The organism is Micromonospora sp. WMMD882 (assembly GCF_027497255.1).
Taxonomy (GTDB): domain Bacteria; phylum Actinomycetota; class Actinomycetes; order Mycobacteriales; family Micromonosporaceae; genus Micromonospora.
In genome coordinates this window covers 3,504,112-3,526,937 of record NZ_CP114903.1, presented here as the reverse complement: position 1 = coordinate 3,526,937, position 22,826 = coordinate 3,504,112, and the positions used below count along the sequence as shown (strand labels likewise).

The following is a 22,826-nucleotide window of genomic DNA, read 5'->3' as shown; positions in this document are numbered from 1 at the left end:
TCCAGGCTGACGTTCCCGGAGAAGCCGGTCCATCCGGCATCTCCTCCAGCCGCTCACTCACCGTCCGGCAAAGTTCAGGTCGTCTGTGATGAACTTTCGACATGCGCCCCTACGTGCCCATGTACCGCAGGATCTTGAACGATCTACGGGTCAAGATCGAGCGTGGGCTACTCAAGCCAGGGGACAAGCTGCCGACCACCAAGGAACTCGCGGACGAGTACCAGACCTCGGTAGGCACCGCCCGAAAGGCCGTGGAGATCCTGCTGGAGGCCGGGGTGGTCGAAGGCCGACAAGGACTCGGAGTCTTCGTGCCCGACGAATAGGTGCCCTGACTTCAGAGCGCAGGCCGCGCAATGACCCAGGCTCGCGTACTACATTCCTGAGTCTTCTTCCGCAGGAAGTCCATCCGGAGCCCCTGCACCAGCAGCACCGCCAACAGCCTCGGCTTGTTCTACCGGCAACCAGGCATTGAGACACTGAACGGCCTGCCAGGATCGATCCTGGCAGGCCGTTGTTACGCCTGGTGCCCGGCTCGAAGTGCGTCCGGGATTAGGCGATCCGCTGACGGTACTGGTGCTTGCACGGCTCGGCCTTGTAAACCAGCTCGTCCACGTCGCGGTACAGGTGGACCGGGCCACCAGACTGAGGCTTCAGCGATTGGAGTTCCGGCCCGTTTACATCGGTGATGGTCTGCTTGCATCCGTTCTCCGGGCACTGACGGCCCGGAACCGGCTCTTCGTTCACATGCGTCCCTTCGGCACGGGTGGGCCGCAGCGAGCGCATCTCGGACGGATATCCCAGATCAGAGGGACTGTGTGCTCCTCGGGTCAACCCCAGCGTGTTCGACGCGTCAACGTCTGCCGGCCCTACCAGGCTGCGCCTGCTGGAATCATCGACGGTGCCAGCACAGCGAAGCGCCCGCCCCTGTTGTGGGGACGGGCGCTTTGTGCGTGTTTGCGGTCAGGACCGGCCGGAGACCTCGGCGACGAAGGCCCGCCAAGCCGAAGGGGTGAAGGTGAGCATGCCGTTGTCCCGGTCCTTCGTGTCTCGAACGAGCACGACACCGGGAAGGTCGTCGGCGACCTCGACGCATGCGCCGCCGTTGCTGCCGCTTTTGGTGCTCTTGCGCCACTGCACGCCGGTCATGTCCATGATGCTGCCGCTCTCCTGATTAGGTCGAGGGACTGCGCCCGGGGTAGGGAATCGCCTACTATGCGTGCCCACCTGCGCTCCAGGGTAGCAATTTCTGTTGCTTCATCGGTGATCAGCGCTCTGACCTGGCCGTCCTGGTGCGCCACCCGCGCGCCGTCCGGCAACTCGGCCAAGATGAACGACCCGCCCATCCCGAGGTACATCGGCGTGTCGGCCGGTACGACGTGCACCTGAAGGCCAGGCAGCTCGGCGCGCTCTGCGATGTGCTCGCACTGCTGGCGCATCAATGTGCCGTCGGGTCCGACCTGCCGCCGGAGGACGGCCTCGTCGAGCACGGTGACGATCATCGGGGGCCGTGGGCGGTGAAGGATGGCCTGCCGCTGGAGCCGCGCCGACGTGAGTTCGTCGATCTCATCGGCGCTGTAATTCGCCATCACGAGGGTGGCCCGCGCGTATGCCTCGGTCTGGAGCAGGCCCGGCACCCATGCGAGTTCAAACCAGCGCAGGGCCACCGCCTCATGTTCAATCTCGGCCCAAGGACGGAACCAGGCAGGCTCCCTACGCTTTAGTACGTCCGGCCAAAGGTCCCCTACGTCCCGGCCGAGAAGAGAGGCGATCTGCGACCGGTGACGGGGACGTGGCACGCGTCCAGGGTTCACCCAGCGCTGGGCCGTCTTCGGATCAACGCCTATCTGACCTGCGAGGCTTTCCGCCGTCTCGCCCGCCTCTGCCATGGCCGCGATGAGTCCATGGTTCACAACGCCTCCTCAATGGACGTCCTGAGCGTCCCATTGACCTTAGCTAACGCTGTGTATCGGTCCCATTGCACAAGGCAGGGTGGCTTTCAGATGGCGCGACCGGTGGAGGACTCCCAGCCCACCGACCCTGTTCCTACCGGCCGCCCGGTCCTTCCGATGAAAGCCCACCGTCTCGGGAGAAAGCGAGAGGGCTCATGGTCTTCGAAGACGTACCGGTCGTGTTGTTCGGCGGGCTGGTGCCGGGTTTCCTGCTCGGCCTGTTCGCGTTCCGGGTGAAGGCACGGTGGTGTCCGCGCTGCGGGGAGTCCACCCAGGCCATTCCACCGGCGGGAGGGGACCGGTGAGCGTCCCGCACCGCCGCGACCACAACTCCGTACCGCTGGGGCGGCGGGTGGCCGAGCTGCGGGCCCGCCGGGGCATGAGCCAGCAGACCTTCGCCGACCGGCTCGGCAAGTCCAAGAGCTGGGTCGACAAGGTCGAGCGCGGCGTACGCCGGCTCGACCGCTACTCGGTGATCCGGGAGATCGCCGACGCCCTGCGCCTCGACCCGGCAGTCCTGCTCGGCCCCCGCCAACCGTCACTCACCGCCCAAGGCCTGGACGGGGTCGACGCCGTCCGCGCCGCCCTCGCCCACTACCACCGCCGACCCGCCCGGACGGTCACGGCCCAACAGGCCGCCCGGCAGGTCGGCTACGCCTGGCTGGCCTACCAGCACGCCCGCTACCCACAACTGCTCCACGCGCTGCCCGACCTGCTCGACGCCACCCACGGCACCCGGAGCCTGCTCGTGTCCAGCTACCGGATCACCGCCGCCGTCCTGATCAAACTCGACCACCCCGGCCCCGCCTGGCTGGCCGCCGACCGGGCCGTCACCACCGCCGCCGAGGCACCCACCCTCACCGCCACCGCCATCGTCGCGGTCACCCAGGCCCTCCGCGCGCTCGGTCACCACCACCTCGCGCTCGTCGCCGCCCTCACCACCGCGGACACCACCGACGACCCCCACCTGCAAGGAACACTGTTCCTCCAGGCCGGGCTCGCCGCCGCCGGCGACGGCGACCGCCGCAACGCCCACGACCTGCTCGACCACGCCGCCGAACTCGCCGACCGACACACCGGCGACCACACCGACCCACACCACACCCACTTCGGGCCCACCGTCGTCGCGCTTGCCCGCTCCCTCGCCGCACACCGACTCGGCGACACCACCGACGCCATCCGACGACACGACCACGCCGTACGCGGTGACGGCTGGCGACGGCTCCCCGCCGAACACCGCGCCGCCCACCTGGTCGACATCACCCGCGCCCACCTCGACGCCGGCGACAGCACCCGGGCCGGGCAGGCGCTGCTCGACGCCGACCGGACCGCCCCCGCCGAGGTCCGTGACCGCCCTGCCGCCCGTACCCTGCTCGCCGAGATCATGCGGCACGGCCCGGCGGCGGCCGACGTCGCCCGACTGGCCACCATCCTCGGCCTGACCCGCCCAGGCGGCCCTGACGGTCGGGCGTCCGGGGGGTGACGCGCCGAATGTTCCCGCCATTTAGTTGACAGCGAAAATATCGGAGCGGATCGTAGGCATCGATAGAGGCGATTCGATCCCGAATCGGGGGCCTCGTCGTGATTCTCCCTGACCACCGCTCAGGAAGGACGGCCATGCGCAGATCCACCACCCGGATCGCCGCCGGCGCCGCTGCCGCGCTGATCGCCACGCTGACGATGACGGCGCCGGGATCACCGGCCGCGGCCGACGACCTCCCGTCGCCGTGGCCCCCCGACGGCCTCACGTTCACCGCCAACTACCCGCACAGGATCGTCGGCCAGCAGGCCGTACCGGACGACGTGTGCCGCCCGGTGCCGGCGGAGGCGACCTTCGTGCATGCCTGGACGAACGGCTTCACCATCGTCGAGGGCTACCGGGAAGCCGACTGCCAGGGCGAGTGGGAGCTCCTCAACAACTTCCACAGCTGGCACGAGGGCGAGTACGTCTCGTACCGCGCGCCCGTCTACGTGCCGCCCAACTGACCAGTACTCCGGTGACCGTAGCGGACGGCAGTGGACCCGCCACCGAGGGTTTCCGGGGGGAGCCCGCCCACGCAGGGATCAAGCTTGACCGCCCGGAGTGGGTGGGCTCCCCCCGGAAACCCACCCCCACACCGAGTCAGAGAGCAAGCACAGCAGCGACCTCGGCGCGCAGAGCGGCGACGGCACTGACCGCCCGCCCCCGGGCGGCGGCCACGTCGCCGTCGGGCACCGGCTCCACCACCTCCAGGTACGCCTTGAGCTTCGGCTCGGTGCCGGAGGGCCGGATCACCACCCGGGCCGTGTCGGTGCGCAGGATCACCACGTCCGCCCCGGGCAGCAAATCCTGCGCCGAGGTGACCGGCCGACCGAGCAGCGTGGTCGGGGTGGCCGCCCGGACCCGGGCCATCGCGTCGGCGATCAGTCGCAGGTCGGTCACCCGGACGGCGTACTGGTCGGTGTGGTGCACCCCGAACTCGGCGGCCAACTCGTCGAGCCGGTCGGTGAGCGTACGGCCCTGGGCCCGCAGCCCGGCGGCCAGCTCGGCGACGGTCAGCGCGGCGGTGATGCCGTCCTTGTCCCGGACGTGCTCCGGGGCGACGCAGTAACCGAGCGCCTCCTCGTACCCGTAGACCAGCGGCTCGACGCCGTCCCCGGCCCGGACGATCCACTTGAACCCGGTGAGCGTCTCGTCGTACGGCAGCTCCCGGGCCGCGCACATGGCCCGCAGCAGCGACGACGAGACGATCGTGGTGGCGTACAGGCCCCGGACGCCCCGGCGCATCAGATGGTCGGCGAGCAGCACGCCCACCTCGTCGCCGCGCAGCATCCGCCAGCCTCCGGCCGCCCTGTCGGGGACGACCACGGCGCACCGGTCGGCGTCCGGGTCGTTGGCGATGGCCAGGTCCGCCCCGATCGACCCGGCGAGCGCCACGAGCCGGTCCACCGCGCCCGGCTCCTCCGGGTTGGGGAACGCCACGGTGGGGAACGTGCCGTCCGGCTCGGTCTGCTCGGGCACCACCCCGGGCACCCCGAAACCGGCCCGGCTGAACGCCGCGGTGAGCACCGCCGCGCCCACCCCGTGCAGCGGCGTGTACGCCACCTTGAGCCGGCGCGGGCCGTCCGGGTCGATCACCTCGACGGCCGACCTGACGTACCCGACGGCCAGGTCGTCGCCGAGCACGTGGCCGGGCGGGCCGAGCGGCACCTCGGCCAGCGGGCCGACCGCCCGGATGGCGGCCTCGATGCCCCGGTCGGCGGGCGGCACGATCTGCGCGCCGGCCCCGGTCGCCCCGCCGAGCCGCTCGCCCAGGTAGACCTTGTAGCCGTTGTCCTCGGGCGGGTTGTGGCTGGCGGTCACCATCACCCCGGCCGCCGCCGACAGGTGCCGCACCGCGTACGCCAGCACCGGGGTGGGCAGCGGGCGGGGCAGCAGCAGCGCGGGGCGTCCCGCCCCGGTGGCGACCTCGGCGGTGCGTTCGGCGAACTCCTTCGAGCCGCGCCGGGCGTCGTACCCGATGACCAGCGGGCCGGTGGCGTCCTCGGCGGCGAGCCAGGCGACCAGACCGGCCGCGGCCTGGGTGACCACCGCGAGGTTCATGCCGTTCGGTCCGGCGCGCAGCGGGCCGCGCAGGCCGGCGGTGCCGAAGGTCAGCGGCCCGGCGAACCGGTCGGCCAGCTCCGGGGCGCTGGCCGGCAGCCGGTCGAGGACGTCCTGGAGCTCCTCCCGGCTGGCCGGGTCGGGGTCGTCGTCGAGCCAGCGCCCGGCCCGGGCACGCAGGTCGTCGAGGTCAGTGGGTTCCGCCGCCATGCCCCTTGATAGCACGGCGGCGGATCACCACGCCCCGCCGGCCCGCGTCAGCCGGCGCGCCCGGCGTCGGCGGTTCAGCCGGCGTCGGTCAACTGGAACGACTTGACCATCTCGTCGAAGATCGGCTTGCTCTCGGCGAACCGGGAGTCGGTGGCGGTCAGGTAGAACGAGTACGCCTTGCCGTCGTGCACGACGCCCCGCCACACCCCGTGCCGCTTGGCGTCCCCCTCGCCGCAGGTGTACTCCAACTGCGCCGCCGTCTTCCCGGCCAGCTCCTGCTCCTCCAGGGCGAGCTGCTCGTACGGCTTGGCGCAGGAGTCCCGGGTGCGCAGGCCGTCCGCGGCGACCTCGGCCCACCGCATCGAGGTCGTCCGGAACGGCTCGATGATGATCCGGACCCGCCGGCCGCTGTCCTCCGGGTCGGTGTAGTCGGTGTAGCTGCCGCCGCTGGCCTGCTTCCAGCCCTTCGGCACCAGCACGGTGACGCCCCGCGCCGAGTGCTCCGCCAGCTCCAGGGCGGGCGCCGGTGACGCGGTAGCGCTGGGCTGGGCCTGCGGGACCGGTGGCGTCTCGTCGTCCCCGCCGCTGACCGCGAGGATCAGGCCGACCAGCAGCACCGCGACCAGCCCACCGGCGGCGGCGAGCTGGACCTTGCGCGGCCACCGCCGTACCCGCCCGAGCAGGCCACCGCCGTCGCTGCCCGGCCCGGGGGCCGGCGGGCCGCCGGCGGTCGCCCACGGTGGCGTGCCGGCGACGCCCGGGGACGTCGACCACGGGCTGCCCGTCGACCCGGCGTACCCGCCGCCGAGGCGCTGGGTGGCGTCGGCCGGGCCGCCGGCCTGCGGGACCGCCTGGGTGACCTCGGGCGGTCGTCCGTAGGCGCCGCCGATGCGTTGGGTGGCCTCCGACTGCCGGGCGCCGCCGACGGTCGGCAACCCGCCCTTGACCGTGGCGTCGAACCCGCCCCTGGCCGTGGTGTCGAAGGCGGTGGTGTCGGCGCCGCCCCGGGCGACCGGGTCGAAGCCGGCGGCCATCGGCGCGGGGCCGAAACCGCTCCTGGCGTCGCCGTCGGGCCCGCCCTTGGCGTCACCGGCGCGGCCGAGGTGGACCGTGGGGGCGGTGTCCTGCCGGACCGGCGTGGTGGCGTCGGCCGCGCCCGGCTCGCCGCGACCGCCGTACGTGGTGCCCGGACCCTTGCTCCGGGCGGTCGACGGGGGCATCGCTCCGGTCGGGGTGTGCAGCGGGCCGGCGAGCGCGTCCGCGCTGGTGTCCGCCAGGGCGGACGTCGCCGGGGCGGTCTTCGGCTGCCCGCCCCGGCGCAGCGCGGCGAGCCGGTCGGTGAGCGACTCCTCGGGCGCGATCATCGCCCGCCCGCCGATCTGCCCGGCCGGCTTGGGCTCCTCCACCCGCGCCGGCGTCGGCGGGGTGGACCGGGGCACCGGCACCACCGCGTACGGGTCGGTGACCGAGTTGACCGCCGCCGCGTTGCTGGCCAGCGGACCGGCCAGCAGCTCGCGCAGCATGGCCCGGGAGGTGTGCACGTCGAAGCGGCGGGCCGGGTCCTTCTCCAGCAGACCCATCAGCACCCGGGTCAGCGGGCCGCTACGGCTCGGCGGGGCCGGCTCGTCCTCGACCACCGAGTGCATCGTCTCGATCGGGTCGCCCTTGTCGAACGGGGGGCGCCCCTCGACCGCGGTGTAGAGCGTCACGCCCAGCGAGAACAGGTCGCTCGGCGGGCCGAAATCCTGCCCCATGGCCCGCTCGGGCGAGATGAAGTGCGGCGAGCCGAGCACCATGCCCGGGGTGGTGAGCTGCACGTCGGTGGGCATCCGGGCGACACCGAAGTCGGTGAGCACGCAGCGACCGTCGGTGCAGATCAGCACGTTCGCCGGTTTGACGTCCCGGTGCAGCACGCTCATCGCGTGCGCCACCTCCAGCGCGCCGAGCAGCGCTATGCCGATCTTGGCGACCGCGCGGGGTGGCAGCGGGCCGTCCTCGATGACCATGTCGGCGAGGCTGCGGGCGTCCAGCAGCTCCATCACGATCCACGGGCGGCCGTTCTCGGTGACCACGTCGTAGACCTGCACCACGGCCGGATGCTGGATGGCCGCGGCGGCCCGGGCCTCGCGGAGGGTGCGTTCGTACATCGCGTCGCGGTCGCTGGGCGCCAGGCCCGGCGGGAGGACGACCTCCTTGACCGCCACGTCTCGTCGGAGAAGCGTGTCTGTGGCCCGCCAGACCGTGCCCATGCCGCCGTTGCCCACCGGGGAGCGCAGCTCGTAGCGACCACCGATGGTGGTGCCGGGGGCTGCACGCCCGTTGGGTGGACTGGCCGGTCCGCCGCTCCACGTCGGGATCTGAGTCACAGAAAAGCCACCGGAGTAAATCGAGGGGGCTGGGACACAACCCCTCTATCTTGCGGGTTCCGACACCCGATGCGAAAGCCGACGCGGCGGGCGTTCTTCCACGTACGACCATACGTGCTGCTCTCCGGCCCGCCCGTACGGCCTCGTCCTCGCGGCTGTGCGCAATCCCTCATCCCCGCTTCGAGCAGGGCGTCCTACCATCCGGTGATGAGCGAACCGCGGTCCAGCGAGTCCGGTTTTCCGATCAGGGGCGTCTACACGGCGGCCGACCTCCCCGAGGACGTCGCCGCCCGGACCGGCGGCCCCGGCGAGTACCCGTACACCCGTGGGGTCTACCCGACGATGTACACCTCGCGGCCGTGGACCATGCGGCAGTACGCGGGCTTCGGCACCGCCGCCGAGTCCAACGCCCGCTACCACCAGCTCCTGCGGGCCGGCACGATGGGGCTGTCCGTCGCGTTCGACCTGCCCACCCAGATGGGGTACGACTCGGACGACCCGATCGCGCACGGCGAGGTCGGCAAGGTCGGGGTGGCGATCGACTCGATCGAGGACATGCGGACGCTGTTCGACGGCATCCCGCTGGACAGGGTCTCCACCTCGATGACGATCAACGCGCCCGGCTCGGTGCTGCTCCTGCTCTACCAGCTCGTCGCCGAGGAGAACGGCGTCGCCGGCTCGGCCCTCAACGGCACCATCCAGAACGACATCCTCAAGGAGTACATCGCCCGGGGGACGTACATCTTCCCGCCGAAGCCGTCGCTGCGGCTGGTCGCCGACACCTTCGCGTACTGTCGCAAGGAGGTGCCGAAGTGGAACACCATCTCCATCTCCGGCTACCACATGGCCGAGGCCGGCGCGACGCCCGTGCAGGAGATCGCGTTCACCCTGGCCAACGGGGTCGAGTACGTCCGCGCGGCGATCGCCGCCGGGCTGGCCGTGGACGACTTCGCGCCCCGGCTGTCGTTCTTCTTCGTGGCCCGGACGACCCTGCTGGAGGAGGTCGCCAAGTTCCGGGCGGCCCGGCGGATCTGGGCCCGGCTGATGCGCGACGAGTTCGGGGCGAAGAATCCGAAGTCGATGATGCTGCGCTTCCACACCCAGACGGCCGGGGTGCAGCTCACCGCCCAGCAGCCCGAGGTGAACCTGGTCCGGGTGGCGGTCCAGGGGCTCGGCGCGGTGCTCGGCGGCACCCAGTCGCTGCACACCAACAGCTTCGACGAGGCCATCGCGCTGCCCACCGAGAAGGCCGCCCGGCTGGCCCTGCGCACCCAGCAGGTGCTGGCGTACGAGACGGACCTGACCGCCACCGTCGACCCGTTCGCCGGCTCGTACGTGGTGGAGGCGATGACCGCCGAGATCGAGGCGGCGGTGGACGAGCTGATGACCCGGGTCGCCGACCACGGCTCGGTGGTGGACGCGATCGAGGCCGGCTTCCAGAAGCGCGAGATCGAGCAGTCCGCGTACCGGATGGCGCAGGAGATCGACTCCGGCGAGCGGGTGGTGGTCGGCCTCAACCGGTTCACGGTCGACGAGGAGGAGCCGTACGAGCCGCTGCGGGTGGACCCGGCGATCGAGTCGGCCCAGGCCGACCGGTTGGCCCGGCTGCGCGCCGACCGGGACGCCGGCGCCGTCGAGCGGGCCCTCGCCGGGCTGCGGGCCGCCGCCGAGGGCACGGAGAACGTGCTGTTCCCGATGCGGGAGGCGCTGCGGGCGCGGGCCACCGTGGGCGAGGTGTGCGGCACGCTGCGCCAGGTCTGGGGCGTCTACCGCCCCACCGACCGGTTCTGACCTCGTTCGTTTCCGGTAACGGTGGTGTCGCCCGCCGGGGGGCGCCACCGTTTCGCTGATCCGGCTGTCGGATGGGTGTCGGAGTGGATCCCGAACCAGCCGGGCAATGCGACAATTCGGAACGAAAATCGCCGATTCCAGGTGACCGGTCACTGTCGTCCCGCTGGTTACGCGGCGTAGGAGGGGTGGGACAGATGAGGCCGTCCGACCGCGATCCACCTGCTGTCTCGTACGCCGCGGAGCGCTCCGACCAGGGGTGGAGTGACGCTTCGCGGTCCGACGATCACCGTAACGAAGTTGCGCAGCGTCACCGTCGACGGTCTAGGCTGTCCGAGTCCCATTCCACCGACAGTGATCGAGAAACCGACGTGACGAGTGCGTTGACGCTGCCCAACGGCAGCCATCCGGTGTCGTCCCGACCCGAGGCGCCTGCCGGATCCCAGCCCCTGCCGTTCGAGCTGGACCATCTGCTCACGCTCCGGGCGCCCGGTCTCGTCGCCACCCGTCGGCACATCCACTCCCATCCGGAGCTCTCCGGCGAGGAGTTCGAGACGGCCGCCCTGATCGCCCGGGAGCTGTCCCTGGCCGGGCTGCGCCCCCGGATGCTGCCCAAGGGCAACGGGGTGATCTGCGACATCGACGGTCGCCCGGACGGCCCGGTGGTCGCGCTGCGGGCCGACATCGACGCGTTGCCGCTGACCGACGCCAAGGACGTGCCGTACCGCTCCACGGTCGACGGGGTCTGCCACGCCTGCGGGCACGACGTGCACACCACCGTGCTGCTCGGCGTCGGCATGCTGCTGGCCCAGCTCGCCGACCTCGGTGAGCTGCCCGGCCGGGTCCGGCTGATCTTCCAGCCGGCCGAGGAGATCCTGCCCTGCGGCTCGCTGGAGGTCATCGAGGCCGGCGGGCTGGAGGACGTCGCCCAGATCTTCGCCCTGCACTGCGACCCGAACCTGCCGGTCGGGCAGATCGGCCTGCGGGTCGGCCCGATCACCGCCGCCGCCGACAACGTCACCGTCCGACTGACCGGGCCGGGCGGCCACACCGCCCGGCCGCACCTCACCGTCGACCTCGTCGACGCGCTGGGTCGCCTGGTCACCGAGGTGCCGGCGCTGGTCAGTCGCCGGGTGGCGGCCAGCAGCGGGCTGCTGCTGGTGTTCGGTCAGGCGTCCGCCGGCACCCGCTACAACGTCATCCCGTCCGAGGCGGTCGCCGCCGGCACCCTGCGGGTGATGGACCGGGACGCCTGGGAGGAAGCTCCCAAGATCGTGGCCCAGGTGGTGCGGGACGTCCTCGCGCCCACCGGCGCCACCGTCGACCTGGAGTACCTGCGGGGCCGCCCGCCGGTCAGCAACGACGCGCGGGCGATCCAGGTGCTCACCGCCGCCACCGCCGACACGCTCGGCCCGGAGGGGATCGCGGAGACCCCGCAGAGCATGGGCGGTGAGGACTTCTCCTGGTACCTGGAGTACGTCCCCGGCGCCCTGGCCCGGCTCGGCGTCGGCCGGTCCGGACCCAACCTGGACCTGCACCGCCCGTCCTTCGACGTGGACGAGCGGTGCATCACCGTCGGCGTCCGACTCATGGTGCAGACCGCGCTCCGGGCGCTGGCGGCGGTCCGCTGACCCCGGGCGCGGTCCCGGTGGGGGTGGCCGACGTCGGCTGACCCGTGGGCGTGCCCGTGGGTCCACCGGCGGGCCGGACCGGGCCCGACGGGTCACCGGGCCCGTCAGCGGACGGGTAGGGTCCGGGCCCACCGGCGGGGGCCGGCGGCATCGGCCCGACGCGCGGGCGCGGCAGCGGCCCGGCGGTGGGGGCCGGTGACGTGGGACGCCGGCGGCGGCGCAGCAGCCGCCAGGCCAGCCAGGCCGGCAGGCCGAACGCGACCAGCCACGGCAGCAGCGCCCCGATCAGGGTGACCAGCACGGTGACCGACTCCAGGAAGACCCGCCAGCTTTCGGTCAGCCCGGCCCAGAAGCCGCTCTCCCCGGTCTCCACCGGCCGGGCGTTCGGCCCGACCAGCGTCACGGTGAGCGTGGAGAGCGCGGTCAGGTCGGCCAGCCGGCGCTTCTTCGCCTCCAGCGAGGCCAGGTCGGCCTCGCGGCGGCCCAGCTCGTTCTCCAGCGACACCAGGTCGCCGATGGAGGTGGCCCGGGACAGCAGCCGGCGGGCGTTGTCCACCCGGGCCCGCTGGGTGACGATCCGGGCGTCCAGGTCGACGGTCTCCTCGGTGACGTCCTCGGTATGGATCTCCCGTCGTTGCTGGCGGCCCAGCTTCGCGACCTCGTCGACCGCGCCGGTGAACTTCGCCGCCGGCACCCGCAGCTCCAGCTCGGCGCGGGCGTCGGAGTCGACGGTGCGCCGCTGGTCGCCGCCGACGAACCCGCCGACAGCGGTGGCCAACGCGGTCACCTCCCGGGCCGCCTGGTCGACGTCCTTCACCTCGACCATGATCGACCCGCGGTAGACGATGGCCCGCTGGTCCACCCGCAGGTCCGCGCCGGCCCCGCCACGCTGCGTGGCGGCGGCGTCCCCACCCTGGTCGGCGTCGCCCTGCTCCGGCGCGGCGGCCGGGGGCACGTTCGCCGGGGCGTCGGCCGCGTTCTCGTCGCCGCCCGAGTCGCTGCTGCTGCATCCGCTGACGGCGAGCGCCGCGGCCAGCCCCAACGTGAGAGCCGCCGCACCCCAGCGGCGGCGTCCGATGTCGACCATGTTCGCTCCGTTCTCCGAGGCCCGTCCCGGTCGGCTGCCCGACCCGCGGACACGGGCGATCGATCAGACGAGACGCGATCCCGGTCGCGTTCCGGCAGACTGCGCTTCAGAAACGTCACGATTCGGTTGTCGAGGAGTCACGAATGCGGTTGACCAAGTACGGACACTCCTGTGTCCGCGTCGAGCACGACGGCGGGGTGCTCGTCGTCGACCCGGGCACGTTCAGCGAGACGGCCGAGGCGCTCGACGGCGCGGACGCGGTGCTCGTCACGCACCAGCACCCGGACCACGTCGACGCCGCCGCGCTGGCCCGGCAGCTCGACCGCCGCCCGTTCACCCTGTACGGGCCGGCCGCGCTGGCCGGCGCCGTGGACGGGCTGCCCGACGTGCTGAGCCCCGTCGAGGTCGGGCAGTCGTTCACCGCCGCCGGCATCCCGGTGCGCGCGTACGGCGGTCGGCACGCCGTGATCCACCCCGACATCCCGGTCGTCGACAACCTCGGGTACCTGATCGACGACGTGGTCTACCACCCGGGGGACGCGCTGGTCGCCCCGGACGACGTGGAGATCGACACGCTGTTCCTGCCGATCCACGCGCCGTGGGCGAAGTTCTCCGAGTCCCTGGACTTCCTCCGGGCGGTCGCCCCGCGTCGCGCGTACGCCCTGCACGACGGGTTGCTCAACGCCAACGGGCTCGGTGTGCTGGACGCCAACTTCCGGCGGTTGTCCACCGTCGACTACCGCCGGCTGGAGCCGGGCGCCCGGATCGACGTCTGAGGCGATGGCCGCCCCCTCCCGTGACCTGCTGCGCCGGCTCTACGGCACGCCACCGGACGGGTTCGTGGCCGTCCGGGACGCCGCCGTGGCCGAGACCCGCCGGGCGGGCGACCCGGCGACCGCCCGGGAGATCGCCCGGCTGCGCCGACCGACGGTGGCGGCCTGGCTGGTCAACCTGCTGGCCATCCGGCGACCCGAGCTGGTCGCCGACCTGACTGCGCTGGCCGACGCGCTCCGCGCCGCCCAGCGCGACCTGCGCGGCCCGAAACTGCGGGAACTCTCCGCCCAGCGGCGCGCGGTGGTCGCCGCGCTGGTGGCCGAGGCCCGCGCCCTGGCCGCCGGCACGGAGGGCGCGCCGCCGGCCACCCGGCTGCCGCTGGCCGAGGTCGAGGCGACCCTCAACGCGGCGCTCTCCGACACCGGGGTGGCCGAGCAGGTCCGCTCCGGGCGGCTGCTGCGGGCGGTCAGCCACTCCGGCTTCGGCGAGGTGCCCCGGCCGCAGCTCCGGCTGGTCACCGACGACACCGCCGGTACGGCGCCCGACGACACCGCCGGTACGGCGCCCGACGGGCCGCCGTCAGCCCCGGACACCCGGTCGGGAACCACCGGGCGGGGCCGGGCCGACCGGGTGACCGGCGCGGCCGACCGGGCCGACCAGGTGGCCGGGGCGGCAGCCGACCGGGCCGCACGTCGGGCCGAACGGGAGGAACGGGCGGAACGGGACCGGCGGCGACGCGTCCTGGAGCGGGAGCTGACGAAGGCGCGTACCGGTCAGGAACGGGCGGCGGCGGACCTGGCCGGCGCGACGCGGGCCGAGCGGGACGCCGCCGACGACCTGGCCGCCGTCGAGGCCGAGCTGGCCGAGGTGGAACGCCGTCGGGCCGTCGCCGAGCAGGAGGTCAGCCGGCGCAAACTGGCCCGTCGGGCCGCCGAGCGGGCCGTCGCGGTGGCCCGGCGGCACACCGGCGAGGTCGAGGCGGCCCTGGAGGCGCTGCTGCGCGAGGACACCCCCACGGGTGCGGACGACGACCCGGCCCGCTGAGCGCCGGACCGGCGTACCGTGGGCGGCCCGGTCGGGTCGCCGGTCAGGGGTACGACCTGCTCGCGTACCGTGACCGCGCAGACTGAGGGGGTGTCGGACGTGCTACGCGGACGCGGTGCCGGTGGGCCGGGACCGCAGCTCCATGACGTAGTCGTCGGGCGCGCCCGCCTTCTCGGCCGCGGTGGCGATCTCGGAGAGGTACCACGCGGTCGGCAGCCCGCCCTCGTACCCGGCGAAGACGTAGACCCAGGCGGTCACGTCGCCGTCCAGGGTCGAGACCCGCACGTGCAGCTTGCGGTACGTGCCGGCGACCACCCCCTCCATCTCGTCGAGGTGGGCGGCGTCGAAGGGGTGGATGTCGTAGAGCGCCACGAACACCCGGTCGCCGGGGGACTCGACGATGGTGCTGACCGCGCCCTCCCAGCCGATCTCGCCCTCGCCGGCGAAGGTCAGCCGCCAGCCTTCCAGCCAGCCGACACCGACCATCGGCGAGTGCGGGCAGTAGGCGCGCATCCGGGCGGGGTCCAGGTTTGAGCCGTAGGCGGCGTAATGACGCACGGCGATGACGATAGCCCGGCGGACGGGCGGGGGAGAATACGAACGGTGCGTGTCGGGCAGGTTGGGGAAGAGAAAATCGGTACGGGAAGCGACGGAGGGCGGCGGCTGTGAGCCAGATAGTGATCATCGGTGGGGGACCGGCCGGGTACGAGGCGGCGCTGGTCGCCGCCCAGCTCGACGCCGATGTCACCGTGGTGGAGGCCGAGGGCGCCGGGGGCGCGTGCGTGCTCTGGGACTGCGTCCCGTCCAAGACCTTCATCGCCAGCTCCGAGGTGGTGACCGGCTACCGGGACACCGAGGAGTTCGGGGTGCACTCCGACGGCCTGGAGGCGGTCACCGTCGACGCGCGGGCCGTGCACGAGCGGGTCAAGCGGCTGGCCGTGGCCCAGTCCGGCGACATCCACGCCAAGCTGCTCAAGGCCGGGGTGACGGTGGTCGCCGGCCGGGCCCGGCTCGGCGAGGACATGCTCGGCCACACCCACCGGGTGGTGGTCGCCCCGACCGACGGCGGCCCGGAATACTCCATCGACGCGGACACCGTGCTGGTCGCCACCGGGGCGACCCCCCGCCAGCTCCCCACCGCCCTGCCCGACGGCGAGCGCATCCTCACCTGGCGGCAGGTCTACGACCTGCCCGAGCTGCCCGAGCACCTGGTCGTGGTCGGCTCCGGCGTGACCGGCGCCGAGTTCGCCAGCGCGTACCTGGCGATGGGGGTGCAGGTCACCCTGGTCTCCAGTCGGGACCGGGTGATGCCGCACGAGGACGCCGACGCCGCCATGGCCATCGAACGCGTCTTCCGCTCCCGGGGCATGAGCATCCTCAACAACTCGCGCGCCAACGCGGTCCGCCGCGCCGGCAGCGGCGTCGAGGTCGAGCTCTCCGACGGGCGCATCGTGTACGGCTCACACGCGCTGATCGCGGTCGGCTCGGTGCCGAACACCGCCGGCCTCAACCTGGCCGAGTACGGCGTCCAGCTCGCCCAGGGCGGCTACGTCACCGTCGACCGGGTCTCCCGGACCAGCGTCCCCGGCATCTACGCGGCCGGCGACTGCACCGGTCTGCTCCCACTGGCCAGCGTGGCCGCCATGCAGGGCCGGATCGCCATGTGGCACGCGCTCGGCGAGGCGGTCCGGCCGCTGCGGCTGCGGACCGTCTCGGCGAACGTCTTCACCGACCCGGAGCTGGCCACCGTGGGCGTGGCGCAGGACGAGGTGGATTCCGGGCGGATGCCGGCCCGCTCGGTGATGCTGCCGCTGTCCGGCAACCCGCGGGCCAAGATGGCCGGGCTCGACGACGGCTTCGTGAAGCTGTTCTGCCGCCCGGCCAGCGGCCAGGTGGTGGGCGGGGTGGTGGTCGCGCCGAAGGCCAGCGAGCTGATCCTGCCGATCACCATGGCCGTGGAGAACAACCTCACCGTCAACGAGCTGGCCCAGACGTTCACCATCTACCCGTCGCTGTCCGGCTCGATCGGCGAGGCGGCCCGCCAGTTGATGCTGCACGAGCTGGAGTGACCAGGCACGCCGCGCCGGCCGGTGGTGGTCACTCGGTGGTGGTGGCCTGGCTCTTGCCGGCGTGGCGGGCGGCGACCCGGTTCAGCGCCCAGCCGCCGGCCGCGAACCCGGCCGCCGCCCCGACCACGACCAGCGCCAGCGACCACGCCGACCGGGTCAGCGCCTCGCCGCCCAACCGGCCGACCAGCCCGCCGTAGCCGGCCCAGCCGAGCGCGGCGAGCGTCTCGTACCCGAGGAACAACCGGTACGGGTAGCGGCTGCGACCGGCGGAGAAGCAGGCCGCCATCCGGCCGCCCGGCACGAACCGGCAGAGCAGGATCACCAGCGGCCCGGGTCGGCGCAGCCCCCGGGTGACCCGCCCGGCGGCGCGCCGGGCCCGGCCCGGCCTCCGCTGGCGGGGCGGCCCCCACCCGGGGGCCCGCCGGCCGAGCAGGTAGCAGGCCAGGTCACCCAGGAACACGCCGGCCGCGCCGACGCCGATGGTCAGCGGCAGGCTCAGCTCGCCGTACACGGTCAACGCCCCACCGGTGATCATCACGGCCTGGGAGGGGACCACCGGCACGAAGGCGTCCACGGCCAGCAGCGCGAGCAGGAGCACGTACGCCCACTGGGGTGACGCCACGTGGTGGAGAAGGTCGGGCGTCACTGCCACCTCGCCGGTCGCCGATCAGGTGCACCGAGCCTGACGGGCTCCTGTGGATCATGACGGGCACCCCTGGTCGGAGGTGACCCTCACCACGGCAGGGGTCACCAGGACGCCAACGAGGGAAACGCCGTGCAGGCCACCTGGACCGGGCGGCCCGGTGGGGGCTCGGCGTGGTCGGCGACGCGGTCGGCGGATCGGTCCGGCCGCGCGTACCGTTGTCGGCGCGGCCCGATCACGTCGGGTCTCCCGGTACCGGGCCGCCCGCGGGCCGCCGGCAGGTCCCGTGCCGGCGGCCCGCCCCGCCCACCCCGCCCCTCACGCCCGACGCATTCGGCAAGATCACGCAACGTGTGGCCAGTAGTGGCCTCAGCTCGCCGACACACCACTACTCCCCGCAAGTAGCACGATCTTGACGGCGACGGCGACGGCGACGGCGACGGCGGGGGCGGGGGCGACGGCGACGGCGACGGCGACGGCGGGGCGGGGCGGGGGCGGGGGGCGTCACCAGCTTGTGGGTAGGGGCATTCCTTCGGTGTAGCCGGCGGTGCTCTGCACGCCGACCACCGCCCGCGCGTGGAACTCGGCGAGCGTGCGCGCGCCCGCGTACGTGCACGCGCTGCGCACCCCGGAGATGATCTCGTCGATCAGGTCCTCCACGCCGGGGTGTTCTTGGTCCAGGTACATCCGCGCCGACGAGATGCCCTCCTCGAAGATCGCCTTCCGGGCCCGGTCGAAGGGACTGTCGTCGGCGGTGCGCGCGCTGACCGCCCGCGCCGAGGCCATCCCGAAGCTCTCCTTGTAGCGGCGACCGTCGAGGTCGGTGTAGAGGTCGCCGGGTGACTCGTAGGTGCCGGCGAACCAGGAGCCGACCATCACGTTCGACGCCCCGGCGGCCAGCGCCAGCGCCACGTCCCGGGGGTGCCGCACCCCGCCGTCGGCCCAGACGTGCCGGCCCAGCTCACGGGCCGCCCGCGCGCAGTCGAGCACGGCGGAGAACTGTGGCCGTCCCACGCCGGTCATCATCCGGGTGGTGCACATCGCGCCCGGCCCGACGCCGACCTTGACGATGTCCGCGCCGGCTTCGACCAGGTCGTGTACCCCCTCGGCGGTGACCACGTTGCCGGCGGCCACCGGCACCGCCGGGTCCAGGCCGCGCACCGCGCGCAACGCGGTGATCATGCGTTCCTGGTGCCCGTGCGCGGTGTCGACGACCAGGGTGTCCACCCCCGCCGCGAGCAGGGCGGCGGCCTTGCCGCGGACGTCGCCGTTGATGCCGATGGCGGCGGCGACGCGCAGCCGGCCGTCGTCGTCGACCGCCGGCCGGTAGAGGGTCGCGCGCAGCGCGCCCTGCCGGGTCAGCACACCCACCAGGCGGCCGGTGTCGTCCACCACCGGGGCGAGCCGGCGGCGGGCCGCGGAGAGCCGGTCGAAGCCGGTACGCGGGTCCGCGTCCGCCGGCACGGTGTGCAGCTCGGTGGACATGACGTGCCGGAGCTGGGCGAACCGGTCCACGCTCATCGTGTCGGCCTCGGTCACCACGCCGATCGGCCGGCAGTCGCCGTCGACCACGATCACCGCGCCGTGCGACCGCTTGTGCAGCAGGTGGATCGCGTCGCCGACGGTGTCGGTCGGGCCGAGGGTGAGCGCCGTGTCGTGCACCAGGTGGCGTTGTTTCACCCAGGCCACGACGTTGGCCACCACCTCGATCGGGATGTCCTGCGGGAGCACGGTGATCCCGCCGCGTCGGGCGACCGTCTCGGCCATCCGTCGGCCCGCCACCGCCGTCATGTTCGCCACCACCAGGGGGATCGTGGTGCCGGTGCCGTCCGCGGTGGACAGGTCGACGTCGAGGCGGGAGGCCAGGTCGGAGCGGGCCGGCGCCATGAAGACGTCGTTGTAGGTCAGGTCGTGCCCGGGGACCGCGTCATGAAGGAACCTCACCCGAACATCATTCCTGCTCAGCGCCGTCCGCGCCGCCGCTGGTCGCGAAGGACACGTCCGCGCGGAGCTGCCCGCCGGCCGTCGGGCCGCGCGGTCACCCCACCACCAGCGCCACCGCGACCACGGCCATCACCAGCGCGATCAGGCCGTCCAGCACCCGCCAGGCAGGCCAGGAGGGTGGCCCGGAGGGTGGCGGGCGGCTGCTCGGCCGGGGTGAGTCGACCGGGTCGTACCGCCCGGCGGGCGGCGAGCCCGGCGTACCCGAGCAGGAACGCCGCCCCGCCCCAGCGGACCACGGCCAGCAGGACCGGCCGGTCGGCGACCACCGCGCCCAACCCGCCGACGCCCGCGCCGATCAGCAGCGTGTCGGAGAGGGCGCAGGTGAGCACCACCGGGAGCACGTGCTCCCGGCGTAGGCCCTGCCGAAGCACGAACGCGTTCTGCGCGCCGACCGCCACGATCAGGGCGAGGCCGACCGAGAATCCGGCGACGGTCGAGGTGAACAGTTGTCCGGACACCGGCGGCGATCCGGCTCGGCCTCGGGTGGGGCATGGTCCCCGCGCCTCTCGCCCAGTCGGACCTGGCGGCCGGGCACTGCGTCGACCTCGCCCCCGGCCGCCACCTGGACGTGCCGCTCCACTGGCAGCACTGGCGGCTGGAGTCCACCCTGCCCGGCGCGCTCACCGCCGCCGTCCGCGCCGTCGCCGCCGAGACACTGCGTCAGGAAGGGCCTCTTTTCCCACCCCAGACGTTGGCAGGGTGCCCTTCCTGACGTCAGGAGATGGCGCAGATGGCGGCGCCGGCGGAGACGACCGCGCCCACCTCGGCGGCCAGCCCGGCGACCGTGCCGGCCCGGTGCGCGTACAACGGCTGCTCCATCTTCATCGCCTCCAGGACCACCACCAGGTCACCCTCGGCGACGGTGTCACCGTCGGCCACCGCGATCTTCACGATGGTGCCCTGCATGGGGGAGGTGAGCGTGTCACCGCTGACCGTCGGGGCCGCCCCGGACCGGCCACCCCGACGGGGCGCCCGCCGCCCGGCCGGCGACGCGGTGGCCGTACCCGCGCCGAGGCCGGTGGGGAGGGTGACCTCCAGCCGCTTGCCGGCCACCTCGACCACGACGGTCTCGCGTTCCGCCGGCGGGCCGGCGGGCCCGGCGGCGGCGGTGAACGGCGGCACGGTGTTGTCGAACTCCGTCTCGATCCACCGGGTGTGCACCGTGAACGGCGCCGCGGTGAACGCCGGATCCCGGACCACCAGCCGGTGGAACGGCAACGCGGTGGCCATCCCGTCGACCACCATCTCGTCGAGCGCCCGGCGGGCCCGCTCCAGCGCCTCGACCCGGGTCTCGCCGGTGACGATCACCTTGGCCAGCAGCGAGTCGAAGTTCCCGCCGATCACGTCGCCGGCCGAGATGCCGGTGTCCACCCGCACGCCGGGGCCGGTGGGCAGCCGCAGCGCGGTCACCGTGCCCGGGGCGGGCAGGAAGTCCCGGCCCGGGTCCTCGCCGTTGATCCGGAACTCGATCGCGTGCCCGCGTGGCGTCGGATCCTCCGTGAAGCGCAGCTTCTCGCCGTCGGCGATCCGGAACTGCTCCCGGACCAGGTCGATGCCGGCGGTCTCCTCGGTCACCGGATGCTCCACCTGCAACCGGGTGTTGACCTCCAGGAACGAGATGGTGCCGTCCCGGCCGACCAGGTACTCCACCGTGCCCGCGCCGTGGTAGCCGGCCTCCCGGCAGATCGCCTTCGCCGACGCGTGGATCTGCGCCCGCTGCGCCTCGGTCAGGAACGGGGCGGGAGCCTCCTCGACCAGCTTCTGGTGCCGGCGTTGCAGGGAGCAGTCCCGGGTGCCCACCACGACCACGGCGCCGTGCCGGTCGGCCAGGACCTGCGCCTCCACGTGCCGGGGCTGGTCCAGGTACCGCTCCACGAAACACTCGCCCCGGCCGAACGCGGCCACCGCCTCGCGGGTGGCCGATTCGAAGAGCTGCGGGATCTCCGCCATCGTCCGGGCCACCTTCAGGCCCCGCCCGCCACCGCCGAAGGCGGCCTTGATGGCCACCGGCAGGCCGTGTTCGGCGGCGAAGGCCAGCACGTCCTCCGGACCGGCCACCGGATCCGGGGTGCCGGGCACCAGGGGCGCGCCGGCCCGCTGGGCGATGTGCCGGGCGGTCACCTTGTCACCCAGGTCGCGGATCGCCTGCGGGGTCGGGCCGATCCAGGTCAGCCCGGCGTCGATCACCGCCTGCGCGAAGTCGGCGTTCTCCGACAGGAAGCCGTACCCGGGGTGGACCGCGTCCGCGCCGGCCCGCGCGGCCACGTCCAGCAACCTGTCGACCCGCAGGTACGTCTCGGCGGCGGTGTCGCCGCCCAGCGCGTACGCCTCGTCGGCGAGCGTGGCGTGCAGCGCGTCCCGGTCGGAGTCGGCGTAGACGGCGACACTGCCCAGGCCGGCGTCCCGGCAGGCGCGGATCACCCGGACGGCGATCTCGCCCCGGTTGGCGATGAGGACCTTACGCACCTTGGTGGCTCCTCCCCGGAGACTGCTGACCGGGAGTTTAGACGGTCAGGTGAGCGACCCTAACGATCGCTCAGTCTGGCACGTGGCGCAGCGCCCGGCACGATCGCGTCGGGTCCCCCGCACGCCGCCGGCCCCGTTCTGCTGAACTTGACTCGCCAAACCGCCGGCCGGACGACCGCCGGCTGCTGCGGCCCAGACAGAACGGGGTGGAAAGAGCATGATCAAAACCAGGGGGCTGCGGAAGTCGTTCCGCTCCCGCGCCGGCCGGAAGGCCGGCACCGTCGACGCGGTCCGGGGCGTCGACCTCGACGTCGCCGAAGGGGAGATCTTTGGCTTCCTCGGCCCGAACGGCGCCGGCAAGACCACCACGCTGCGGATGCTCGCCACCCTCATCGAGCCGGACGGCGGCGAGGCCACCGTCGCCGGCGCGGACCTGCGCGCCGACCCCGCCGGGGTGCGCCGCCGCATCGGGTACGTCCCGCAGGGCGGCAGCAGTTGGGACGAGTCCACCGCCCGCGAGGAACTCGTGCTCCAGGCCCGGATGTACGGGCTCGGCAAGGCCGAGGCGCAGCGCCGCGCCGTCCACGCCCTGGACGCCTTCCAACTCACCGAGTACGCCGACCGCCGGTGCAAGACCTACTCCGGCGGTCAGCGGCGGCGCGTCGAGATCGCCCTCGGCATCATCCACGAGCCGAGACTGGTCTTCCTGGACGAGCCCACCACCGGCCTCGACCCGCAGAGCCGCGCGCACATGTGGGACGAGATCCGCCGGCTGCGCGGCGAGGGCATGACCGTCTTCATCACCACCCACTACCTCGACGAGGCCGACGCCCTCTGCGACCGCATCGCGATCATGGACCACGGCGAGATCGTCACCGAGGGCACGCCCGCCGAGCTGAAACGGGAGATCTCCGGGGACGTCGTGATGGTCGGCCTCGACCCGGCGAACACCGACGCCGCGCACCGCCTCTTCGACGGCGAGGTCTACGTCAACCGGCTGGAGCCCCTCGACGAGGGCGGCCTGCGCCTCTGGGTCGACGACGGCGCCACCACCGTCCCGCAGATCATGCGCCGGCTCGACCGCGCCGACCTGAACCTGCGGTCGATCGAGCTGCACCGGCCCAGCCTCGACGACGTCTTCCTCACCAAGACCGGCCGCTCGCTGCGCGAGTCCTGACCCGTTCCCGAGCCGCGGGCGCCACCGACCCGCCT

At 73.2% G+C, this 22,826-nt stretch carries 22 protein-coding genes; 11 read left to right on the top strand and 11 right to left on the bottom strand.

From position 1 onward, the window contains the following. Positions 1 to 101 precede the first annotated feature (101 nt). A complete protein-coding gene (locus O7606_RS14605) occupies positions 102 to 323 on the top strand; it encodes a GntR family transcriptional regulator (protein WP_145820059.1) in 222 nt (73 codons plus the stop codon). A gap of 226 nt (positions 324 to 549) precedes the next feature. Here the strand turns inward: O7606_RS14605 and O7606_RS14600 are convergent, their stop codons facing one another. The 3 genes from O7606_RS14600 to O7606_RS14590 all read right to left on the bottom strand — a co-directional run bounded on the left by O7606_RS14600 (position 550) and on the right by O7606_RS14590 (position 1,910). Further along, positions 550 to 783, bottom strand: coding sequence for a hypothetical protein (locus tag O7606_RS14600; protein WP_281594575.1), 234 nt, complete (start codon positions 781 to 783; stop codon positions 550 to 552). Between the two features lie 177 nt (positions 784 to 960). Further along, positions 961 to 1,152: a DUF397 domain-containing protein gene (locus O7606_RS14595; RefSeq protein ID WP_281594574.1), complete on the bottom strand. Its 192-nt coding sequence runs from the start codon at positions 1,150 to 1,152 to the stop codon at positions 961 to 963. Beyond that, positions 1,143 to 1,910, bottom strand: coding sequence for a DUF5753 domain-containing protein (locus O7606_RS14590; protein ID WP_281594573.1), 768 nt, complete (start codon positions 1,908 to 1,910; stop codon positions 1,143 to 1,145). The genes O7606_RS14595 and O7606_RS14590 overlap by 10 nt, the downstream gene beginning before the upstream one ends. A gap of 194 nt (positions 1,911 to 2,104) precedes the next feature. On the opposite strand from O7606_RS14590, the gene O7606_RS14585 reads away from it, so the two are divergent. From O7606_RS14585 to O7606_RS14575, 3 genes are all read left to right on the top strand, one after another. Beyond that, on the top strand, positions 2,105 to 2,254 hold the full coding sequence (locus O7606_RS14585; protein ID WP_281594572.1) for a hypothetical protein: 150 nt from the start codon (positions 2,105 to 2,107) through the stop codon (positions 2,252 to 2,254). Then, complete coding sequence (locus tag O7606_RS14580) at positions 2,251 to 3,432, top strand: helix-turn-helix domain-containing protein (RefSeq protein ID WP_281594571.1); 1,182 nt, start codon at positions 2,251 to 2,253, stop codon at positions 3,430 to 3,432. Before O7606_RS14585 ends, O7606_RS14580 begins: the two co-directional genes overlap by 4 nt. A gap of 134 nt (positions 3,433 to 3,566) precedes the next feature. After that, on the top strand, positions 3,567 to 3,935 hold the full coding sequence (locus O7606_RS14575) for a hypothetical protein (protein WP_281594570.1): 369 nt from the start codon (positions 3,567 to 3,569) through the stop codon (positions 3,933 to 3,935). A 136-nt stretch (positions 3,936 to 4,071) separates the two neighbouring features. Here the strand turns inward: O7606_RS14575 and O7606_RS14570 are convergent, their stop codons facing one another. Continuing rightward, positions 4,072 to 5,742: a phospho-sugar mutase gene (locus tag O7606_RS14570; protein ID WP_281594569.1), complete on the bottom strand. Its 1,671-nt coding sequence runs from the start codon at positions 5,740 to 5,742 to the stop codon at positions 4,072 to 4,074. 74 nt (positions 5,743 to 5,816) lie between these two features. Then, positions 5,817 to 8,108, bottom strand: a complete 2,292-nt coding sequence (locus tag O7606_RS14565; RefSeq protein ID WP_281594568.1) for a protein kinase — start codon at positions 8,106 to 8,108, stop codon at positions 5,817 to 5,819. 207 nt (positions 8,109 to 8,315) lie between these two features. Here O7606_RS14565 and O7606_RS14560 point away from each other — a divergent pair, with 207 nt between their 5' ends. Both O7606_RS14560 and O7606_RS14555 read left to right on the top strand, forming a co-directional pair. Continuing rightward, positions 8,316 to 9,899 (top strand): methylmalonyl-CoA mutase family protein, encoded by a 1,584-nt coding sequence (locus tag O7606_RS14560; protein ID WP_281594567.1) that lies wholly within the window; start codon positions 8,316 to 8,318, stop codon positions 9,897 to 9,899. A 368-nt stretch (positions 9,900 to 10,267) separates the two neighbouring features. Continuing rightward, the gene (locus tag O7606_RS14555) at positions 10,268 to 11,527 is read left to right on the top strand and encodes an amidohydrolase (RefSeq protein WP_281594566.1); all 1,260 of its coding nucleotides are present in this window, start codon (positions 10,268 to 10,270) and stop codon (positions 11,525 to 11,527) included. Here O7606_RS14555 and O7606_RS14550 read toward each other — a convergent pair. Further along, the gene (locus O7606_RS14550; RefSeq protein WP_281594565.1) at positions 11,484 to 12,614 is read right to left on the bottom strand and encodes a DUF4349 domain-containing protein; all 1,131 of its coding nucleotides are present in this window, start codon (positions 12,612 to 12,614) and stop codon (positions 11,484 to 11,486) included. The two genes, O7606_RS14555 and O7606_RS14550, sit on opposite strands and share 44 nt — an antisense overlap. Before the next feature lie 143 nt (positions 12,615 to 12,757). Here O7606_RS14550 and O7606_RS14545 point away from each other — a divergent pair, with 143 nt between their 5' ends. Together O7606_RS14545 and O7606_RS14540 are read left to right on the top strand one after the other, a co-directional pair. Further along, positions 12,758 to 13,390: an MBL fold metallo-hydrolase gene (locus O7606_RS14545; protein WP_281594564.1), complete on the top strand. Its 633-nt coding sequence runs from the start codon at positions 12,758 to 12,760 to the stop codon at positions 13,388 to 13,390. Positions 13,391 to 13,394: 4 nt separating this feature from the next. Further along, a complete protein-coding gene (locus tag O7606_RS14540) occupies positions 13,395 to 14,432 on the top strand; it encodes a hypothetical protein (protein WP_281594563.1) in 1,038 nt (345 codons plus the stop codon). A gap of 102 nt (positions 14,433 to 14,534) precedes the next feature. Here the strand turns inward: O7606_RS14540 and O7606_RS14535 are convergent, their stop codons facing one another. Continuing rightward, positions 14,535 to 14,990 carry a gamma-glutamylcyclotransferase gene (locus O7606_RS14535; protein WP_281594562.1) on the bottom strand — a complete coding sequence of 152 codons (456 nt, stop codon included), beginning with the start codon at positions 14,988 to 14,990 and terminating at the stop codon, positions 14,535 to 14,537. 107 nt (positions 14,991 to 15,097) lie between these two features. Here O7606_RS14535 and O7606_RS14530 point away from each other — a divergent pair, with 107 nt between their 5' ends. Further along, positions 15,098 to 16,501: an NAD(P)H-quinone dehydrogenase gene (locus tag O7606_RS14530; RefSeq protein ID WP_281594561.1), complete on the top strand. Its 1,404-nt coding sequence runs from the start codon at positions 15,098 to 15,100 to the stop codon at positions 16,499 to 16,501. A gap of 28 nt (positions 16,502 to 16,529) precedes the next feature. On the opposite strand, the gene O7606_RS14525 is transcribed toward O7606_RS14530, so the two are convergent. From O7606_RS14525 to O7606_RS14515, 3 genes are all read right to left on the bottom strand, one after another. Further along, positions 16,530 to 17,147, bottom strand: a complete 618-nt coding sequence (locus O7606_RS14525) for a DedA family protein (protein WP_348651106.1) — start codon at positions 17,145 to 17,147, stop codon at positions 16,530 to 16,532. A gap of 501 nt (positions 17,148 to 17,648) precedes the next feature. After that, the gene (locus tag O7606_RS14520; RefSeq protein WP_281594559.1) at positions 17,649 to 19,088 is read right to left on the bottom strand and encodes a GuaB1 family IMP dehydrogenase-related protein; all 1,440 of its coding nucleotides are present in this window, start codon (positions 19,086 to 19,088) and stop codon (positions 17,649 to 17,651) included. 17 nt (positions 19,089 to 19,105) lie between these two features. Beyond that, positions 19,106 to 19,594, bottom strand: coding sequence for a LysE family transporter (locus O7606_RS14515; RefSeq protein ID WP_281599669.1), 489 nt, complete (start codon positions 19,592 to 19,594; stop codon positions 19,106 to 19,108). A 44-nt stretch (positions 19,595 to 19,638) separates the two neighbouring features. On the opposite strand from O7606_RS14515, the gene O7606_RS14510 reads away from it, so the two are divergent. Next, entirely contained in the window at positions 19,639 to 19,860 is a 222-nt protein-coding gene (locus O7606_RS14510; RefSeq protein WP_281594558.1) for a hypothetical protein, read from the top strand. A 2-nt stretch (positions 19,861 to 19,862) separates the two neighbouring features. Here the strand turns inward: O7606_RS14510 and O7606_RS14505 are convergent, their stop codons facing one another. Further along, complete coding sequence (locus tag O7606_RS14505; RefSeq protein WP_281594557.1) at positions 19,863 to 21,614, bottom strand: biotin carboxylase N-terminal domain-containing protein; 1,752 nt, start codon at positions 21,612 to 21,614, stop codon at positions 19,863 to 19,865. A gap of 217 nt (positions 21,615 to 21,831) precedes the next feature. On the opposite strand from O7606_RS14505, the gene O7606_RS14500 reads away from it, so the two are divergent. Then, positions 21,832 to 22,791: an ATP-binding cassette domain-containing protein gene (locus O7606_RS14500; protein ID WP_281594556.1), complete on the top strand. Its 960-nt coding sequence runs from the start codon at positions 21,832 to 21,834 to the stop codon at positions 22,789 to 22,791. Positions 22,792 to 22,826 lie beyond the last annotated feature (35 nt).

Bases quoted from the DNA above. Each gene is read 5' to 3' on its own strand.
- O7606_RS14560 (WP_281594567.1), top strand. From the start codon at position 8,316: ATGAGCGAACCGCGGTCCAGCGAGTCCGGTTTTCCGATCAGGGGCGTC.
- O7606_RS14550 (WP_281594565.1), bottom strand. From the start codon at position 12,614: ATGGTCGACATCGGACGCCGCCGCTGGGGTGCGGCGGCTCTCACGTTG.
- O7606_RS14600 (WP_281594575.1), bottom strand. From the start codon at position 783: ATGCGCTCGCTGCGGCCCACCCGTGCCGAAGGGACGCATGTGAACGAA.
- O7606_RS14500 (WP_281594556.1), top strand. From the start codon at position 21,832: ATGATCAAAACCAGGGGGCTGCGGAAGTCGTTCCGCTCCCGCGCCGGC.
- O7606_RS14545 (WP_281594564.1), top strand. From the start codon at position 12,758: ATGCGGTTGACCAAGTACGGACACTCCTGTGTCCGCGTCGAGCACGAC.
- O7606_RS14540 (WP_281594563.1), top strand. From the start codon at position 13,395: ATGGCCGCCCCCTCCCGTGACCTGCTGCGCCGGCTCTACGGCACGCCA.
- O7606_RS14575 (WP_281594570.1), top strand. From the start codon at position 3,567: ATGCGCAGATCCACCACCCGGATCGCCGCCGGCGCCGCTGCCGCGCTG.
- O7606_RS14605 (WP_145820059.1), top strand. From the start codon at position 102: ATGCGCCCCTACGTGCCCATGTACCGCAGGATCTTGAACGATCTACGG.
- O7606_RS14585 (WP_281594572.1), top strand. From the start codon at position 2,105: ATGGTCTTCGAAGACGTACCGGTCGTGTTGTTCGGCGGGCTGGTGCCG.
- O7606_RS14595 (WP_281594574.1), bottom strand. From the start codon at position 1,152: ATGGACATGACCGGCGTGCAGTGGCGCAAGAGCACCAAAAGCGGCAGC.
- O7606_RS14570 (WP_281594569.1), bottom strand. From the start codon at position 5,742: ATGGCGGCGGAACCCACTGACCTCGACGACCTGCGTGCCCGGGCCGGG.
- O7606_RS14510 (WP_281594558.1), top strand. From the start codon at position 19,639: ATGGTCCCCGCGCCTCTCGCCCAGTCGGACCTGGCGGCCGGGCACTGC.